Origin of the sequence: Methanocella arvoryzae MRE50 (genome assembly GCF_000063445.1) — an archaeon.
GTDB lineage: Archaea > Halobacteriota > Methanocellia > Methanocellales > Methanocellaceae > Methanocella_A > Methanocella_A arvoryzae.
In genome coordinates, this window is record NC_009464.1 from 1,759,268 (window position 1) to 1,775,441 (window position 16,174).

At 55.0% G+C, this 16,174-nt stretch carries 14 protein-coding genes and 1 tRNA gene; 5 read left to right on the forward strand and 10 right to left on the reverse strand.

Annotated features, from left to right (window positions below; all coding sequences use genetic code 11):
* Nucleotides 1-2 precede the first annotated feature (2 nt).
* From cas7e to RCI_RS08770, 4 genes are read right to left on the reverse strand one after another with little or no spacing between them, the layout of a single operon-like run.
* Nucleotides 3-1,178 carry a type I-E CRISPR-associated protein Cas7/Cse4/CasC gene (cas7e, locus tag RCI_RS08755; protein ID WP_012036069.1) on the reverse strand — a complete coding sequence of 392 codons (1,176 nt, stop codon included), beginning with the start codon at nucleotides 1,176-1,178 and terminating at the stop codon, nucleotides 3-5.
* Complete coding sequence (gene casB, locus RCI_RS15785; RefSeq protein WP_012036070.1) at nucleotides 1,175-1,765, reverse strand: type I-E CRISPR-associated protein Cse2/CasB; 591 nt, start codon at nucleotides 1,763-1,765, stop codon at nucleotides 1,175-1,177. Before casB ends, cas7e begins: the two co-directional genes overlap by 4 nt.
* The gene (gene casA / locus RCI_RS08765) at nucleotides 1,762-3,348 is read right to left on the reverse strand and encodes a type I-E CRISPR-associated protein Cse1/CasA (protein ID WP_158308896.1); all 1,587 of its coding nucleotides are present in this window, start codon (nucleotides 3,346-3,348) and stop codon (nucleotides 1,762-1,764) included. Before casA ends, casB begins: the two co-directional genes overlap by 4 nt.
* A gap of 19 nt (nucleotides 3,349-3,367) precedes the next feature.
* Entirely contained in the window at nucleotides 3,368-6,037 is a 2,670-nt protein-coding gene (locus RCI_RS08770; protein WP_012036072.1) for a CRISPR-associated helicase/endonuclease Cas3, read from the reverse strand.
* Between the two features lie 315 nt (nucleotides 6,038-6,352).
* Between RCI_RS08770 and RCI_RS15790 the strand changes: the two genes are divergently transcribed.
* The gene (locus RCI_RS15790; RefSeq protein ID WP_052309940.1) at nucleotides 6,353-6,844 is read left to right on the forward strand and encodes a hypothetical protein; all 492 of its coding nucleotides are present in this window, start codon (nucleotides 6,353-6,355) and stop codon (nucleotides 6,842-6,844) included.
* A 40-nt stretch (nucleotides 6,845-6,884) separates the two neighbouring features.
* Here the strand turns inward: RCI_RS15790 and RCI_RS08780 are convergent.
* Together RCI_RS08780 and RCI_RS08785 are read right to left on the reverse strand one after the other, a co-directional pair.
* Nucleotides 6,885-6,957: transfer RNA gene (locus RCI_RS08780), tRNA-Thr, on the reverse strand.
* Nucleotides 6,958-7,294: 337 nt separating this feature from the next.
* On the reverse strand, nucleotides 7,295-7,858 hold the full coding sequence (locus RCI_RS08785; RefSeq protein WP_012036075.1) for a peroxiredoxin: 564 nt from the start codon (nucleotides 7,856-7,858) through the stop codon (nucleotides 7,295-7,297).
* A gap of 738 nt (nucleotides 7,859-8,596) precedes the next feature.
* Between RCI_RS08785 and RCI_RS08790 the strand changes: the two genes are divergently transcribed.
* Nucleotides 8,597-9,040 carry a polymer-forming cytoskeletal protein gene (locus RCI_RS08790; RefSeq protein WP_148266579.1) on the forward strand — a complete coding sequence of 148 codons (444 nt, stop codon included), beginning with the start codon at nucleotides 8,597-8,599 and terminating at the stop codon, nucleotides 9,038-9,040.
* Between the two features lie 295 nt (nucleotides 9,041-9,335).
* On the opposite strand, the gene hypF is transcribed toward RCI_RS08790, so the two are convergent.
* Nucleotides 9,336-11,594 carry a carbamoyltransferase HypF gene (hypF, locus tag RCI_RS08795; RefSeq protein WP_012036078.1) on the reverse strand — a complete coding sequence of 753 codons (2,259 nt, stop codon included), beginning with the start codon at nucleotides 11,592-11,594 and terminating at the stop codon, nucleotides 9,336-9,338.
* 95 nt (nucleotides 11,595-11,689) lie between these two features.
* Between hypF and RCI_RS08800 the strand changes: the two genes are divergently transcribed.
* Complete coding sequence (locus RCI_RS08800; RefSeq protein WP_012036079.1) at nucleotides 11,690-12,208, forward strand: ArsR family transcriptional regulator; 519 nt, start codon at nucleotides 11,690-11,692, stop codon at nucleotides 12,206-12,208.
* 19 nt (nucleotides 12,209-12,227) lie between these two features.
* Complete coding sequence (locus RCI_RS08805) at nucleotides 12,228-13,004, forward strand: DUF7839 domain-containing protein (RefSeq protein WP_012036080.1); 777 nt, start codon at nucleotides 12,228-12,230, stop codon at nucleotides 13,002-13,004.
* 19 nt (nucleotides 13,005-13,023) lie between these two features.
* Here the strand turns inward: RCI_RS08805 and RCI_RS08810 are convergent, their stop codons facing one another.
* The gene (locus tag RCI_RS08810; RefSeq protein ID WP_012036081.1) at nucleotides 13,024-13,686 is read right to left on the reverse strand and encodes a hypothetical protein; all 663 of its coding nucleotides are present in this window, start codon (nucleotides 13,684-13,686) and stop codon (nucleotides 13,024-13,026) included.
* A 101-nt stretch (nucleotides 13,687-13,787) separates the two neighbouring features.
* Between RCI_RS08810 and RCI_RS16685 the strand changes: the two genes are divergently transcribed.
* On the forward strand, nucleotides 13,788-14,516 hold the full coding sequence (locus tag RCI_RS16685) for a J domain-containing protein (protein WP_012036082.1): 729 nt from the start codon (nucleotides 13,788-13,790) through the stop codon (nucleotides 14,514-14,516).
* A 43-nt stretch (nucleotides 14,517-14,559) separates the two neighbouring features.
* Here RCI_RS16685 and RCI_RS08820 read toward each other — a convergent pair whose 3' ends face one another.
* Both RCI_RS08820 and RCI_RS08825 read right to left on the reverse strand, forming a co-directional pair.
* Complete coding sequence (locus tag RCI_RS08820; RefSeq protein ID WP_048198329.1) at nucleotides 14,560-15,714, reverse strand: transglutaminase-like domain-containing protein; 1,155 nt, start codon at nucleotides 15,712-15,714, stop codon at nucleotides 14,560-14,562.
* Between the two features lie 159 nt (nucleotides 15,715-15,873).
* The gene (locus tag RCI_RS08825) at nucleotides 15,874-16,134 is read right to left on the reverse strand and encodes a hypothetical protein (RefSeq protein WP_012036084.1); all 261 of its coding nucleotides are present in this window, start codon (nucleotides 16,132-16,134) and stop codon (nucleotides 15,874-15,876) included.
* Between the last annotated feature and the right edge of the window lie 40 nt (nucleotides 16,135-16,174).

The following is a 16,174-nucleotide window of genomic DNA, read 5'->3' on the forward strand; positions in this document are numbered from 1 at the left end:
GTTTAGAGGGCACTGTTTATACCGGATATTAGATCGTTGATCGTCTGGCAGGTTTCCGTTCCGGCGAGCGCCTTATCGCCCGCAACGAACCAGAGCCGCCTGGTCGATCTCAGGTTGAACTTCTCAGTCTGGAGCTCGACATGTTTCACGAATTTGTTCAGGGTATCTTCCACCATGTCGACACCGTTTCTCGGGCGGGCCGGATCAACGAACGCGTTAGCGTAGCTTACTGGCGTCTTTGTTGGCCGAATTTCCACAAGGACGGCGCTGGGGAGCTGATGCGCGGCGAAGCTGTTCTGCTTTCCACTGGGCGTCGTGTAGATGGCCGCTTTTAGAAAGGCGGTGATAGTGATCGCGGCGACTTTTTTCGCGTTTTCCAGCGATTCAGCATAGGCTTTTTTATCGGCTTCCGTGGCATTATCTCCGGGTTTCAAGCCTGCGAGATTCTGTATCAGGGCATCGTAATCCAGTGAGAAGTACTTGTAGTAGCAGGCAGAGTTGAACTGGACGTCGCCGATCATATCTGCTCCGGGGCCGTCGGAAGACTTCTGAAGGTCATCCACGGCAGTGAAGTAATCAAACTCGTGGTCCATTTTGTTCGTGGAGATCGCATGGGCCACCTGCATGGATGCCTCGATGTCCATGAATGCATCCGATGTGATCATCCGGCCGAAAAGGGCCAGGTCCGGTGTTACAGGCCGCCATCCCTTGAGTTCTGCGGCTTTTTGAAGATCGGCGGCTTTCATGTCCTTGAATGCCTTAGGGTTTCCGGCTTTCAGGATGGCATCCTTCATGACCGATGCTACAGCGTCGACGTCAGACTGGGTTATGAACATTGTCTGGGCCGTGTTCAGGTCTTCCTCGCGTTCTTTACCGTCCTTGGTTCCGAAACCGGTGGCCTTTTCTGCCGCTATGGCCGCCATCTTTTCGTCTATTCCATCACTGATGAGCTTGGCCTTGACGAGTTCAGGAAGCCTGCGTGTCCTGTTCGCCAGTTCGATTCCCTTCATCTCTTCCTTGAATATCGGGGACATCCTGATGCTGCGCTTGATGCTCTGGCTGGATATCCTCGATCGCCTGATGCCGCCGAACATGCAGTCTTTCGGGCTTCCTGTGTCATCCCTGTTCAGATTGCAGGGAGCGTGGTTCTGGATCATGTGTATCTCGATTAATTTCATGCTTTTGCCTCCTCTTTTGACTCTTTAGTTTCAGATTCTACCGGCTTTCCGTAGCCGAAATATGATCTGGCCCATCTCTTCTGTACTCTCTTTTCCGGGTAGCCCCAGTATTTCAGGTCCTGCAGGAGCCTGTACCAGTCTACCCCGATCTCGTGGCCGCTGGCCAGTTTCACGCATTGCCGCAGCCGATAGGCGAGTTCTCCCCCGCCGGGTTTTATCCCGTCGACGATGTTGAACTCGCTGTCGAGCAGAGTTGACACTCTCTGGTCGATGCTTTCCGAGTTTGAGCTCTCTCTTACAAGCTTCATCGTCTGTCCGAAGTCCCCTGTAAATCGGTACTTATTATGCCCGTACAGAGTGGCTATCAGGAAGTAGATCTCCTCGTAGGGGGAATCTGAAATGCCGTAAGGTAGCAGGCTATAGAAAGTTTTCATCGCGCCGCGAGACTCTGCTATCGTGTTGCCGGCGTTTCGCTTCAGGATGGCCATACCGCCACGATCGGATTCGGCCATCTTTGCTAAGTTCGCCAGGAACTCCTCATCCTTTTTACTCTTCTGGTGCTCTTTGTTTTCGTTGGGAGCGGTCATTTATCCTCCTTATTTTTCTGTCGATTCTTTTTCTTCGCCTGTATGGAATCAGGGTACAGCGCAAATCTGATGCCTGAACTGTACTCGTTCATCGCCTTGACCTGGCGGCGTAGCGAATCGCCGTCAGTATCCAGCGGTCCGAGGCCTTTATCGAGCGCGTTCTTTCCAGTATCGTCCAGTATTTTCTTCCACTGTTCCATGAGCTTAGTGTATGCGTCGAGATCATTTTCGTCCTGTTGAGACAGCGTTTTTAAGAAAATGCTTTCGAACTGGCCTTTCAGATGGCTCCAGTAGGAAGACTGAACGCTCAGAATGAGATTGTCGAATCCACTCTCGTTAGATTTTGCATTTCTCGGGTAGGCTTTTTTCATGGCTTTCCGGAGTATGTAAGCTACGCTATCTGCGAGGTCCATCGCGTCCTGTATTTGTCGGCCGGAGTTTGCCTTTTTCAAGATTTCTATGGGAAGAGCTAGTTTTTCATGGTACCATTCGTAAATCTTCATTTTTCCATCTGTGCGGATACCATAAACTTCCAGTCTTAAAGGCTCGCTGCGTTTGATCATACCATTGCTGACCATCTGTTTGTACTGAGTAACTACCGCCGGCCGATCGAAGCTTACTTTTCCGTCTTTGCCCGAGTAGTCCCCGTGTTGCAGGAGCATCAACGGCCCAATGTCTCGCCACAGCGCCTTGTTCTCGTCCGGCCTGAGCGGCCTGATGGCATCCTTAGTCTTTTTATATGCTACCTGAGGATCGACCCACAGGCCTGGCTCGGGCGATTTTTGTCCCGGGTAATAATGCATGTGGCTGACCGTGTCAACGTCTTTTTCTCCAGTATACGTGCATGTGCCCTTGCCGTTTCCCGGGATAAGCTGAATGATCCTGGGCCTCCAGGTCAGACCTTCGACGATGGAAAAGGTTTTAGGTTCATCGCCGGGATCGATTCGTTTGTCGTTCCTCCAGGCTACAGGTGAATCTCCGATAGGTTTGACAGTCATTGGTATCTGGCAGACGTTGTAGAGGAGAGTCTCGAACAGGTTGTTGCCTTTTACAAGAACGTACCAAGGTGGGCTGCCGTTAATGCTTGGGGACAGGCCAGCGCCGCCGGCTGTCATGAACGGGGCTATAGTCACCAGCCCTTTGGCGCACTGCTCGAAAGAGAAGGAGTTCTCATCCCAGCGTCCATGGTGAAAATGGGAGACGTTAGTGCCTGCCGGCAGATGCTGCATCAACCTGGAGATCGGCTCGGGAGGTTTCTTTATTACCCCCGTTATTGCCTGCTGTAAGAACGGGTATTTTTCGTCGAACAGATCAAACCGGTCTCTCCACCTGGCGGCATATTCGTCCAGCGCTGTGGGGTCTAACCGCTTACGGTCGAGGAGATCGGCCAGATCCTCCAGTCCCTGAGGCTGGAAGACATCTGTTATAAAAGCGATCAGCAGGCGGTATATTCCGAATTCTACCGGAGGAGCCGGATCAAAAATACTGTCGATCTTATGTGCGTTTTTCAAAGTCGCCAGTATTCCCTCCTGCACCGGGTTTCCGGACAGGTCGATGGATGTGATCCACGGTTCTGTTAACAAGTTATATGAGACCAAATGTTCACCTCTTTTCACTCGATTTTTCAAATCTCAGTCCTAGTTCGTCATCGTTTATGATGATCGCATGATTGCCAGAATCATCCGTCCCTTTCCACGAGCCGGATATAGTTTTCAGGATGCTAATGCCCTTTAGCCAGGCGGGGCCTTCCTGAATCGGCTCGTAACCCTGCTCCGGCGTGTATCCATTTACCCACCAGCGGGGGATGTTTACCATTTTTAGCATTATTTCTCTTATGACGCTGACTGGAGGGACCGATTTAGATGCAAGTATGCCGGAATACTCCCCATCGTTTAATACTACGACTCGTAAAGAATCATCTCCTAGTCTTGTGCTTGCTTTAAAATACGACTTGGTTCCGGCTTCATCCTCTTCAAGGGAATAGGTGTTGATCGTGAACTCCTTCGGGTTCGGATCAGCGATCAGATACTTAGATGCCAGACCTTCGCTCTCGTGTAAACGCTTCCGCATATCACTATAAGCTGCCGCCAGATCATCTGAAGAGGACGTTTTGGAGGCGGATGATATTTCCTCTGTATAGGGCCTATAAACAGTTTCTACAAGCGTCTTGATATCGGAGGGAATCTCGATTAAATCACGTTCGAGGAGCGTGTCCATAGTTCTTAGCAAGACGTATCGTTCGTAGACCTTTTCCGAGCTTCCGAAACTAGCCTTCTCCCCGTCAGGTAATAAGACATGGAGTTGTGGAACAGGACCTGTAGGCCTGTTCTTACGATCGTGCCGGTGCAGGCGGCCTGCCCGCTGTAAGAGGAGGTCGATCGGGGCGATCTCGGTGATCATTTCATCGAAATCCAGGTCGAGGCTTTGCTCGACAACCTGGGTGGCAACAAGTATAGCCCTCTTTGGCCGTGCCTGATAGTCTGGATCGAACTCTTCCAGGAGGCTGCGCTTATCGAAGAGCCGTAAGGCATTTTTCTCAATCTCATCACGCCTTCCCGCAGTGAAGCGAGCGTGAAAAAGCATAACTTGATGCTCTCCAGTTGACAGATTCTTTATCCGCTCGTAGACGCTCTGCGCGCCCTTGACCGTATTCATGATAATGCATATGCAGCCTCCATTTACAGATCGTTCCATGGCCAGTGAGGCGATCAGATCATAATCTCCGAGGTATCCCTCATGCTTTGTTACCCGGATATTGACGCGTTTGGAAGACCCTGGTACTAGTTTCTCGTATATCCCGCCATCTGCATTGACAATAGTGATAAGCGGATAATCCATGGAAGGCTTGAATCTGCCGGGTTCATCAGAACTAGTTCTATACATTTCCAGTAATTCCAGCTTTTTCTCGGAAGGCAAGGTCGCCGATAGCATGATCACAGGTATCTGCAGACAAGAGCACCACTGGAGCAGCAGTTTAAGGATCGTGCTCATGTAGGCGTCATAGGCGTGTACTTCGTCTATGATCAGCACTTTGTTCGCCAGACCGAAAAGTCTTAGAAAGCCGAATTTAACCTTCAGTACACTCATCAGGCTCTGATCGATCGTGCCGACGGAATAAGGGGCGATGAGTGCTCTCTTAGAAGGCTTGAACCACTCGATCATTTCATATGAGTCGCTACCATCGCCATTTTCGGCCTTGACAGCGAAGCTGCTCGCATCGTCGACCAGCCATGACATTCCGTGCACAAGGCGTGCTTTTACAGTTTTATCGCTCTGGTGCATGTCGAGAAACGCGTTGAACCGCTGGAACATTTGATTGCTAGTCGCTGCAGTAGGAAGGGCGACGTACATGCCGGATAGATCGTACTCCTTTAAAAGCTGAACTGCCGAGTAGATCCCGGCCTCAGTTTTACCCTCGCCCATCGGAGCTTCGATGATAAGCAGGCGCGGCTTAATTTCGCTTTGGAAAATGTCTACGCATGCCCTCTGGACAGGGCGTAGTTCCTTGAAGCCACCTCCGGGCCACACATCGGAGAAGCTGCTGTTTTCAGGCCAGGATACCGAAACGTTAAACCCGAGACGGGTGATAGCCCTCTCGGAACAGTTCCTGCTAATTAACGCATAATCCTGAACTGAGCATTCAAGGCCCTTACAGGACATGAGCTCTTCATTCGAAGCTATCCAGTCGCTTAAGACGATGAGCCCGCTCAGCAGCAAACCAGCTTCGCTATTGTCGCTGAAATCGACCGGTTCGTTATCGTAATCGAAGACCCTTTTAATCTCCTCTTCCAGCCGCCGCTTTATCGTGTCCCATATTTCGGGACTGCTCAGGAGCTCTCCATCCGAACTTCGGCTGTGATGCAAGAGTATGCTATTAGAAATCGTATTGCGGGATCGTCTAGTCCATTCCGCTTCTTCCAGTAATCCCCTGACCCATTCAGAGCTACTTCTCTCGTGGCGAAACTTCTTATCGGGCTCTGAAGGAAAAGGCATGCCCTGTTCTCGTAAGATAGCGGCGTAGCCATCGTTTAAGAGCTGGAAATTCGGATCGCATTTCCCGATATCATGCATGGCAACGAGATATGCCAGCCAGACGTCGCATGCCTCTCGTGGACAGCCGGTAGCCTTTGAGAACTTATCTCCGACTACTTTGAAGGCAGGAGTCTGTAAAAGGCTCAGAGCAACATTTCCAGCATCAATCATATGGTATAGGAGAGGATGAAAAGGGTCACTCTTCGCCCATATCTTCAATAAATCCTCGTACTCAGCCATATCCCCTCAACTCTACCTCTTACACCAGACTATATGTCAACAAATATTGACATGTGACATGACAAGTAGCCATTAGTTAATACTTGTATTTAATAGTATTGTAAGTGATATAGGACATAGCTATTATTAAGCTATCATAAGTGCAGCCTGAAAGTTTCCTGGCTATTGAAAGAATTCTGCTACTGCGAAAGTGAATGGATACAGCAGAGGCAGATTTGATTAAAAATCTACTATTAACTGATTGTGATAGAACCCTTATATAACACCAAGATAAAACCACTTGTATAGAACTCGTATAGAAAAGGAGTGACACGATTGACCGTTCATTGCCCCAGGTGCGCCGGCGAGCCCCACGAGTACGCTGTAGCCTGGAGGCGTACCGGAAAAAAGAAGTGGCTGTCGCTCCAGAAGTACCGGTGCCTGAAATGCGGCCACAGGTTCGAAAAGAAGCACTCCGGAAAGCCCCCGAAGAGCCTGGCCAGAGCCATAGCAGAGAAGCTCCAGTACGGGAAGTACACTGGAATCTTCCAGGAGTTCGGCATCGTCCGGGACAACTTCTGCTGGGAAAAGACGTTCCTGTTCGTGGACATCAAAGACATCTACGGCAATCTGGTGAGAGATCACCAGTGGTTCAGGTACGACAGCAGGCTGGAGATGCTCCGGCTGCAAACTGGCGACCGGATAGCGTTCACCGCTAAAATTGGAACCTATAAGAAAGGCTACAGGGGCAAAGATCCGGTAGGAAGGGCGCTACACCCGGTAATTCGGGCAACAGGCCTTGTACTTAGCGAGATTGAGAGAGCTTAAGCTAAAGCTAAAAGTTGAAGAATCAAAGAATTAGTTTTAGAGCCTCGGGCGAGATTTGAACTCGCGACCTCGTCCTTACCAAGGACGCGCTATGCCGGCTAAGCCACCGAGGCATCCAGAATTCAGCAACACCCAAATGTCACACCTTATTAATAAATATGTCGGTCGTGCCCGCCTGTGGCGGGCCAAATCGGCGTGGTATACACCCCTGAAAGCCGGGGACCTGCTGTCCCGTGAGAATATGGGCCGCAGGCATCAGTGATAGAGATGGAGGCACGCGATACCACGGTGACTGGCGGAGGACTAATGGATGGATTGCAGGGCTGGCCCGACATATCTGCGCTGGTAAGCGCAGACTAATCATCGATACTCTTTGTTAGGCCCCCGCGATCCTCCCTTCCGCACGACCTTACAACTCATATCTACCGAAAGGCAAGCGGCGGTACTCCCCTAGATCTTGCCCACCATATCAATGGTGGGCTCAAGCGTTTCTTCGCCCGGCTGCCAGCTGGCGGGACATACTCTCCCCTTGTGGTCGTGGACGAACTTGGCCGCCTCCAGCTTTCTCAGCAGCTCTTTCGCGCTCCGGCCGAAGCTGTTGTCGTGCATCTCGATCGCCTTCAGATATCCGTCCGGGTCGATGATGAAGCTGGCTCTCAGGGATACGCCCTCCTCTTCGATGTAGGTGCCGAACTCCCTGCATAGCTTACCGGTGGGATCGGCCAGCATCGGGTACCTGATCTTCTTGATCGCCGGGGAGTTGTCGTGCCAGGCCTTGTGAACGAAGGCAGTGTCCCGGCTGACGCTGAACACCTCGGCGTTGAGCTCTTTGAACTTCGGGTACAGGTCAGCCATTTCCTCCAGCTCCGTAGGGCAGACAAAGGTGAAGTCGGCGGGATAGAAAATGAGCACCATCCACTTGCCCCTATAGTCAGAAAACTTGATCTTTTTGATATCGTTGTCAGCAAATGCATCCACTTCGAAGTCGGGAACCCGGTCGTTAATCCTGAGCATGGGCAATCACATTATAAGATTTAATAATACGCGTTTATATAAATTATTGAGCTTTCCGGGATGCTTCGATCCTGGAGGCTGGCGGGCTGTTGATCATCCGGTAAAGAGGCACACGGATAAACCTCGCATGCGCTGAAAGCGCAGGCTAACCCCCGATATCTTTGTCGGGCTTCCGCGATCCTCTCTTCCGCACGAGCTTACAACTCAGATCTACCGAAAGGCAAGCGACGGTACCCCGCATAGATCTTTCAGCCCGCAGGACAATAATTATTATATAGTATTTTTTAAAGACACTCCTTTGCGCGGCGGGGTGGACGATATATACTCGGAGAAGCTTTTCAGGGGACACGTCATACAGGCGCTGCTTACTTGCAGCCCGGAAGTCTTCCGTAACCTCTGGGCGTCATATTCTGATCCACAAGTATGCCCACTGGACATGTGCCGCCGGCTTCTGCGATACCCGTACTGCCCTGAGGAAAGGCCTGACCCCGAGGTAATTACCCTTATCATCGGCCAGAGGCTGCGATGGTAGCTATCGGCCATGAGTGCGACGCTGGCCGTTTTTCTTGCAGAGCAAAGGCCAGGGCGACAGGCGGTTTGAACGCATTCGCAGGGTCCTGGAATAGTAGTGCAACCATTAGTTTACGATAATCTTTTTATTATAATACGATTTATGAGCCCTGAAACCCGTGGGGTTAAATAAACTTTTTATACGTTATGATTGAAAAGTGAATGTATATGGCTGAAGGGATGGATCGTTCGTCGATCAGGGCTCATATTGAGTCTAATACGCTGATAATAGGGAAAAATTCCAACTATATCAAGCCTATCAACTACAGGGTCAACCTGCTGGCCGGAATGAACTCGAGGCTGCTGGAACACGTCGCCATAGACGGCGACCTCATCCTGAGCAAAGGCGCCCAGGCCATGGGTGACGTCAAGGCCAACAACGTGATCCTCGGCCCCTGGACCATCATAAGAGGCGACCTCACCGTCAAAGGCGACCTCATGGCCCTCGACCACGCCAGAGTCCTCGGCAAGGTCACCTGCAAAGGCAGCGCCGTCATCCGCCCCGACGTGGCCTTCGGCGAGCTCCAGTCCAATGGACTCATCGAATACTACGGCAAAAAGCCGGCCAAAAAGACCAGGGGCAAGATCGTGACCAAAAAAGTGGAAAAATAGAATAAAGGCTTACCCCGGCCCGGCAATCCTTTTTTAATAATAGCCACAGGCTTCAGAGAAACACGTCGACGGCTCACCACAGAGGCACAGAGAGACACAGAGACACACAGAGTAATATTCTATTTTAAGTATTGGGGTGTCGAAGCTGTTCGGTTATATCAACTATATAGGCCTGATGCACGTAGGCCAATCCATAAGTTAAAAGAAAGATATGGGCACGCCCCATGATTATTAAGTAAATCTCTGTGAACCTCTGTGCCTCTGTGGTAAACTAAATCCCTGTGCCCCCGTAAGCTCATTTCTCGACTGTTCTGTTGGCCAGCACGGCCTGGCCGAAGGAGACTCCGCCGTCGCCGCAGGGGAGCTTGTGGTTGGTGACGAATTTGAGGCCATTCTCTTTCACCGTGTTCTCGATGACGGCGCCGATGGCCGCGTTGACTGCGACCCCGCCGCTGAAGCCGACGATGTTTTTGCCGGCCTTCTTGGCCTCCTCGCAGGCCTGGTCTGCGAACGCCTTTGCCAGCGTCTCCTGGGCTGCTGCGGCGATGTCGGCTTTTCGTTTGCCTGCATCCAGTGCCTCTACTACTGATACGAGCAGGGATCTGGAGTCCACGAACTGCATGCCGTTCTCCGTGATCAGGTCGCAGCGGAGCTTCACGTTGCTGGCGTCGCCGTAATAGGCGGCGCTCTCCAGCTTCATCGCGGGCTCGCCTTCGTAGGTCCGGCGGTAGCATACTCCGAGTACGGCGGCGACCGCGTCGAGCACTCTGCCGGCGCTGGAGGTGCGGGCTACGTTGAGGCCGGTCTGGAGTTGCCGCATGACCACGTTCGCCTCGATCTCCGTCATTCCCTGCTCCAGCATCTTTATAATGCGGCTATCCTCGATCGAGGAGCCGTGCAGCAGGCCGGCGACCATCCTCAGCGGGAACCTGGTGGCCAGGTCGCCGCCGGGCATGGGTACCGGGAGCAGGCCGACAGGGTGGCCTTTGCCGGTAAATATTTCCCCGCCCCAGACGGTGCCGTCTTCCCCGAAGCCCACGCCGTCCATGGCCACCCCGACTATGTCGTCGACGCTGACGTCGGCGCTGCCGACATGCTCGATGACGAGGGAGCCGATGTGCGCCCGGTGGTGCTGGACCGGCACTACCGAGGCGCCGAACTTCTGCGCCAGCTCCCTGCCGAGCCGGGTGGACAGGAAGGAGGGGTGCAGGTCGCAGGCTATGATCTCCGGCTTCACCTGGGTCATCTTCAATAGACGGTCTACGGTTTCCCGGAGGTTGTCGAGCGCGAGCGGATTCGTGATGTTGCCCAGATGATGGGAGACGTAGCACAGGTTATCCTTGTAGATCGATATGGTCGAGTTGAGCTCCGGGCCCATGGCTAAAATGGCTTTGGGCGCCTTCTCTTTCATGACGAAGGACGTGGGAGCGTAGCCTCTGGCCATCCTGGTGAAGAACATGCTGCCGTTGTTCCACCTCAGGACAGAGTCGTCGCACCGGTTCAAAATGCGGCGGTTGTGGAGCAGGAAGCAGTCGGCGATGCCGCCCAGCCTCTCGAAAGCCTCCTCGTTGTCCCTGACCATGGGCTCGCTGGGCAGGTTGGCGCTGGTCATGATGAGCGGCTCCCGAATTTTCGAGAACAGCAGGTGGTGGAAGCCGGTGTACGGGGTCATGAAGCCCACGGTATGCAGGCCCGGGGAAACCGCTTCGGGCACGTTGTCCTTCCGCCGCAGCAGCACAATCGGCCGCTTCAGCGAGTCGAGCAGCCCGCGCTCGCCCTCGGATACGCAGGCGTAGTCCTCGATCATGGGCAGCGGCGCCATGAGCGCGAAGGGCTGCTCCGGCCGCTTCCTGCGCTCCCGCAGCAGCGGCGTCACGTCCATCCGGCAGCATAAGTGGAAACCGCCGACGCCCTTGATGGCCACTATTTTACCGTCCTGGAGGGCGGAGATCGTCTGTTCCAGGGGAGGCGAGAGCTCCTGTCTTTCGGAATTATAGAAGCTGAGTTTAGGCCCGCACTTAGGGCAGGAGATGGTCTGCGCGTGGTACCTCCTGTCCTTCGGATTGGTATATTCTTTCAGGCAGTCCTCGCACAGCGGGAAGTCTGTCATGGAGGTGGTTTCCCGGTCGTAGGGCAGGGTGTCCATGATGGCGTACCGGGGCCCGCAGTCTACGCAGGAGGTGGCCCAGTAGTCTTTATAGTGAGCGGTGTGCCGCATGTCGTCTATGCAAGAATTGCAGATGCCGGTGTCGGGGGGTATGAAGCCGCCGAAGCCGGACAGGCCGCTCTTTTCGATTACGAATTCCTTGTATTTGACCTCATAGGGCTGGTACTCTACTTCCACTGAGTCGATGCGGGACAGGGGCGGCCCGATCCTGAGTTTGGCGATGAAGGTCTCTACGGCGGCGTCTTCGCCCTCGGCCTCGATGGCGACGCTGGTGCCCAGGTTCTGCACGAATCCCACGACGCCGGCCTCGTTTGCGATTCTGTGGACGAACGGCCGGAAGCCAACCCCCTGGACAATACCCTTTACCGTAATTTTTGCCTTTTTCATAAAACTAGCTCAGATTGGTGTGATGCTTCAAAAAGTTTATTGCCGATTTGTGATATATTTTTCTATGTCATGTTTTATGGATGGAGCCCAGTTTAATGGAGCCGAGCGTTAAGAGGACAAAGATCATCAATGATGCTGCGGACATGGTGCCGCTTTTGCAGGTATTCAACTCGCGACTGCACTCGCAGGTATTCGACGAGGTGTCGGCCGGGTGGAAGACGAAGGAGGAGCTGGACACGATCACCGGCAAGGATACTACCAAGAGCCTTGAGGCCCTGCGGCAGGGCGGCCTTGTCGAGAGCAGGTGGCGTATGCCTGAGCCCGGCCAGCAGCCGGTGCTGGAGTACCGTACTTCCTACAGCGAGGTGCGAGCCAGCTTCCAGTGCACGATGAAGGAGATGAGCGAGCTGATCATGATCTCGTTCTCGATGGACGAGGGCCTGCGAAAGCTGGCCGAGGACATCGAGGCCGAGGTGGAAAAGGGGAACGCTTCCCTGATCAACCTCGCCCGGGTGTTCGAACGGAGCCCCATGTTCCTGAAGGCGATAGCCAAGCGGTCGGGGCGCATCGCGGTCAAGGGACAGCGGCTGGAGATCGTCAGGGACCGGCCGTGACGAGTCAGGGAATAAGATCATGACGGTGCTGGAGAAGAAGCGGGAGGTGACGCGGTTCCAGATCCTCGTGGAGGTCGCCGCGAGCCAGCCCCAGATCAAGCAGAGCCAGATCGCCGACTCCCTGGGGATTACCCCGCAGGCCGTATCTGAGTACATCAAAGACCTGGTAGCCGAGGGCATGATTAGCTCCGGGGGCCGGGGCCAGTACACGGTGACACCGCTGGGTGTAGAGTCCATCATTTCCGGGGCGCGGGAGCTGAAAGACTATTCTGAGTACGTGCTCAACAACGTGATCGGGCAGGTTACGGTCTGGGCGGCGATCGCCCGGGAGCCGGTAAAGAAGGATGACGTGGTCAGCCTCACCATGGAGGAGGGCGTCCTCTACGCCGGGCGGGGGAGCGGAAGCGCGAGCGGCACCGCGATCAACGCGGCGGGCGCCGGGGAGGACGTGGGCGTGTCAGGGCTGAAAGGCCTCATACCGCTGAAGCAGGAAAAAGTAACTGTGGTCCGGGTGCCGGCCATTGCAAGCGGCGGCTCGCATAACGTCGACTGTGCATCGCTGAAACGCTCAGTGAGCGGCATCGTGTGCGTGTCAGGCATCGAAGCGCTGGCAGCGCTGAGGAAGGCCGGGCTGAAGCCCGAAGTCCGGTTCGGGGCCGTCGAAGCCGCGGTGGAAGCGGCGATGAAGGGAGTTAAAGCCTCGCTGGTAATCTCCGAGGACATGGCCCCGCAGGCGGTCCAGAAGCTCGAGGCTGCCGGGGTCGGGTACGAGATCGCCGATCTGAGCCAGAGCTGAACGAAGCCGAAGCCCGGGCTCAGGTCATCTTATTCAATGCCCTGCGGAGCTCCGACAGATCTTCTTCGCAGAACAGGTCTTCCAGCCTCAAATCAGGGTACTTTTTGTCGATCAGCCCGCCCATGCAGACGCAGCACGTCCCGTTCTCGTGGTGGCGGCAGACAGAGTTGATGCACTTCCCGGGGTTGCGGCAGTGGCTGACGTCCCCGGTGAGGTTCTCGTACAGCTCGTGGAGCGCCACCGCCACGAGGTAAGAGTCCATGGTTTCCGGGGTGTGATCGCAGTCCGGAGAGATGGGGTCGAGCTCCGGAGGCACGCCTACGAAGATGAGCTTATGCCTGGCCACGTTGAACCCGATGATGTTCGTGTGCGGTGCCATCCCGAAGGCGAGGTCCTCGGCGCCGTCGACGAAAACGATCCTTATCCTGTTCTCCGGGTCCGCGGCCCTGATCTGGCGGACGACCTGTCGGAAGGTTCTGTATACTTTATATCTGCGGCCCATAGAAGAAGCTAGCGATCGTAGGCGGCTACCCTGCCTGTCGCCATTATCCGGCTTGAAGGGGCCGGTGAACGCTTTGCTGTCCGGGAACAGCGCCGGGTCGTACTCGAGATCGATTTCGAACAGCTTCGCGAGCACCGCGCGCAGCATGGGGAAATCCCGGTTGGTCACCGCCGCGAGCAAGGAATCAGCTCCATGATAGATTCTCCGCGTCTCTGCATTAAATATATAATCCCTGCCGCCGTGACTGATCGATCAAACTTCACTAGCTTCCGGGAGGCAAAATGAGGACCTACTACGATGTGCTGGGAGTCGGCCGGGACGCTAGCCCCGGGGAAATCAAGCGGGCATACCATCAGCTCGCCCTACACTACCACCCGGACAAAAACCAGTCGGCAGAGGCTGCGGAGAAGATGCGCCAGCTCAATGAGGCGTACCAGACGCTTTCAGACCCCGTAGCCAGAGAGCGATATGATGCGGCATTGCGATCGCCCTCGCCGGGGTACCAGACATACAGAAGCACCGGATACTCCGGCAATACGTGGGCCGATTACGGATACGAGGCCCCCCGGCACACCAACGTTTACCACCACACCGTCTACTTCTCGTTCGAAAACCTCGTAGCCGCGGCGATCACCGGCGCCACCATAGGCGCGATCATAGCGGTCGCGTTCGTCTTTCTGGGCATCCGCCTCGACACCCGTCCCGGCCTGGTCGCGGCGCTCATGCTGGCGGCCGTCGCCACCTTCGCCCCGCCGGTGCTCACCGTGATCCAGCTTCGCAAATCCATCGGCAGCGACGGCGAAGCCCGGATGGCCGGCGCCATCGCCCTGGCAGCCACCCTCTCGATAGCAGTCGCCGGGGCTACCATATTCACCGCCATCTTCGGCGAGCCGGGCCTCGGCCTCAATCCAGTATGCGGGTGCTGCGGACTCGCCCCCGCTATGGCCGTCGCCGGGTGGGTCATCGGCGGCCGGGTGGGCAAGATCACCAGGAACATATTCCCCATCTGAAGGCGCGGGAAGAAAAACGATCGCGTCCCGGGATTGTTTGCAACTAGTTATACATAGGGTCCATGCCTCTGTCGACCACGACGTCGAAGTCGAGCCGGTCTTCCCAGTCCCAGTAGATCCACGCCTGGAAGATCAGGTCGTCGACGCCGGAGGTCTTGATGCTGGTCGGCTTTTTGACGCACACGGAAAGCTCTCTGATCTGGATGTCGTAGTAGCCATTCTCTTTATAGTGCCGGGGATTGTCGAACACGTTCCACGTGGGGTCGGCGTGGATCCACCTCGAGCCGTCCCAGGCCTCGAGCCAGGCGTGGCTGTAGACGGAGTCGTTCCGGTTCTTTTCCACGCAGATGATGAACTTTGCCGGGATGCCCATGGACCTGTAGTAGGACCGGGCCAGCGAGACGTAGTCTTTGCAGATCCCGTGATACCGGGGGCCGTAGCCTGACTGGTTGAACCCTATGTACCAGTCGCTCTGGGTGAATTCACCATAATATGGGTCTTTCTGCCACCGGTCCGTATCGGAGGTCATCTGGCGGTTTACGTACGAGGTCAGGTTTTTCATAGCCCCGTACAGGTCTTTCGTGCGGTAGGGCTCCACACCGTTGGTCAGTCCCATGGCAGCGTGCAGGGAATTATTGTACGCCTCCGCCTGCCTCGTGAAGAAACGCTGATCATAGTAGCCGGTGGGCACGAGGGTGCTGAGATCGTCGTTCCCGAGGTTGTCGCCCGCGGGGTCGGGATCGGATATGGCGAAGGTGACGAAAATATATTTCCCGGTCTCGTCGAGGTAATCGAAGGCCAGCGTCTCGTTCACCTCGTCGAGGTCGAGCCGGAACTCCGGAGAGATGGCGCCCGCGTACCCGTCCGGGGGCACTGTGTAGTCGAACTCGAGGGTCAGGTCCGAGCCCCGGGTCCAGTTTTTGAAAGAGACGGATTTAGCGCTATAACCGTCGTCGGGAAGGCTGAAGGTCAGGTTGCCGCTGATCTCTTCCACGCCCGAATAGTCCCTGCGGAAAGTGACGGTGGACGAGTGAGAGCTGCCGAGAGGCTGCCACTGGTCCAGATCGGCGCTCACGAAACTAATGTTACCCGCTGTAGGCGTAGCGATGACAGGCTCTGCCTGACTGCCGGACAGCGCGCCGTAGAAGAGAACTACTGCGACCATCACGCCGATGAACAGCAGACACGCCAGCAACATTGAAGATGATCTATGCCCTTCCGACACGGTTAGACTTCCTGGACCGCCTCCAGAACGAGGCCTGAGCCGGGAGGATATCTGGGTTGCTAGTATTAACCCTTTCTGTCATAATCTGTTAATCCACCCTCAGGGCGATTGGGCAGATAGAACAGGGGAAAGCTACCGCTCTCCGGAAGGCGATCCCGGCTTCGGGATTTCCGGCATGTCCAGTATGCCCGGCTCCGGCTTGTTGTGCTTGCAGGTCCTGTTGGACACCAGCGGGTCGAGGACGTCGACCTTTCTGGGGCTGCCGCCGTAGGTGCACAGGGTGGTGCGGTCGGGCAGAGCGCGCAGGAACTCGCACCCGATGCAGGATAACGGGTATTCTTTCTTCATGCGGTCGATGAGAGACTCTGGGTACCGGGGCCTTTCGAGATCCATGATGCACTATCCGCGCTCATTCCGCATATATTCTCGGGAG

What these genes read in the sequence shown, in the direction of transcription:
- cas7e (WP_012036069.1), bottom strand. Translation starts at nt 1,178, where the DNA reads ATGAAATTAATCGAGATACACATGATCCAGAACCACGCTCCCTGCAAT.
- casB (WP_012036070.1), bottom strand. Translation starts at nt 1,765, where the DNA reads ATGACCGCTCCCAACGAAAACAAAGAGCACCAGAAGAGTAAAAAGGAT.
- RCI_RS08770 (WP_012036072.1), bottom strand. Translation starts at nt 6,037, where the DNA reads ATGGCTGAGTACGAGGATTTATTGAAGATATGGGCGAAGAGTGACCCT.
- RCI_RS08785 (WP_012036075.1), bottom strand. Translation starts at nt 7,858, where the DNA reads ATGCTCAGGATTAACGACCGGGTTCCCGACTTCGAAGTGGATGCATTT.
- RCI_RS08790 (WP_148266579.1), top strand. Translation starts at nt 8,597, where the DNA reads ATGGCTGAAGGGATGGATCGTTCGTCGATCAGGGCTCATATTGAGTCT.
- hypF (WP_012036078.1), bottom strand. Translation starts at nt 11,594, where the DNA reads ATGAAAAAGGCAAAAATTACGGTAAAGGGTATTGTCCAGGGGGTTGGC.
- RCI_RS08800 (WP_012036079.1), top strand. Translation starts at nt 11,690, where the DNA reads ATGGAGCCGAGCGTTAAGAGGACAAAGATCATCAATGATGCTGCGGAC.
- RCI_RS08805 (WP_012036080.1), top strand. Translation starts at nt 12,228, where the DNA reads ATGACGGTGCTGGAGAAGAAGCGGGAGGTGACGCGGTTCCAGATCCTC.
- RCI_RS16685 (WP_012036082.1), top strand. Translation starts at nt 13,788, where the DNA reads ATGAGGACCTACTACGATGTGCTGGGAGTCGGCCGGGACGCTAGCCCC.
- RCI_RS08820 (WP_048198329.1), bottom strand. Translation starts at nt 15,714, where the DNA reads ATGTTGCTGGCGTGTCTGCTGTTCATCGGCGTGATGGTCGCAGTAGTT.
- RCI_RS08825 (WP_012036084.1), bottom strand. Translation starts at nt 16,134, where the DNA reads ATGGATCTCGAAAGGCCCCGGTACCCAGAGTCTCTCATCGACCGCATG.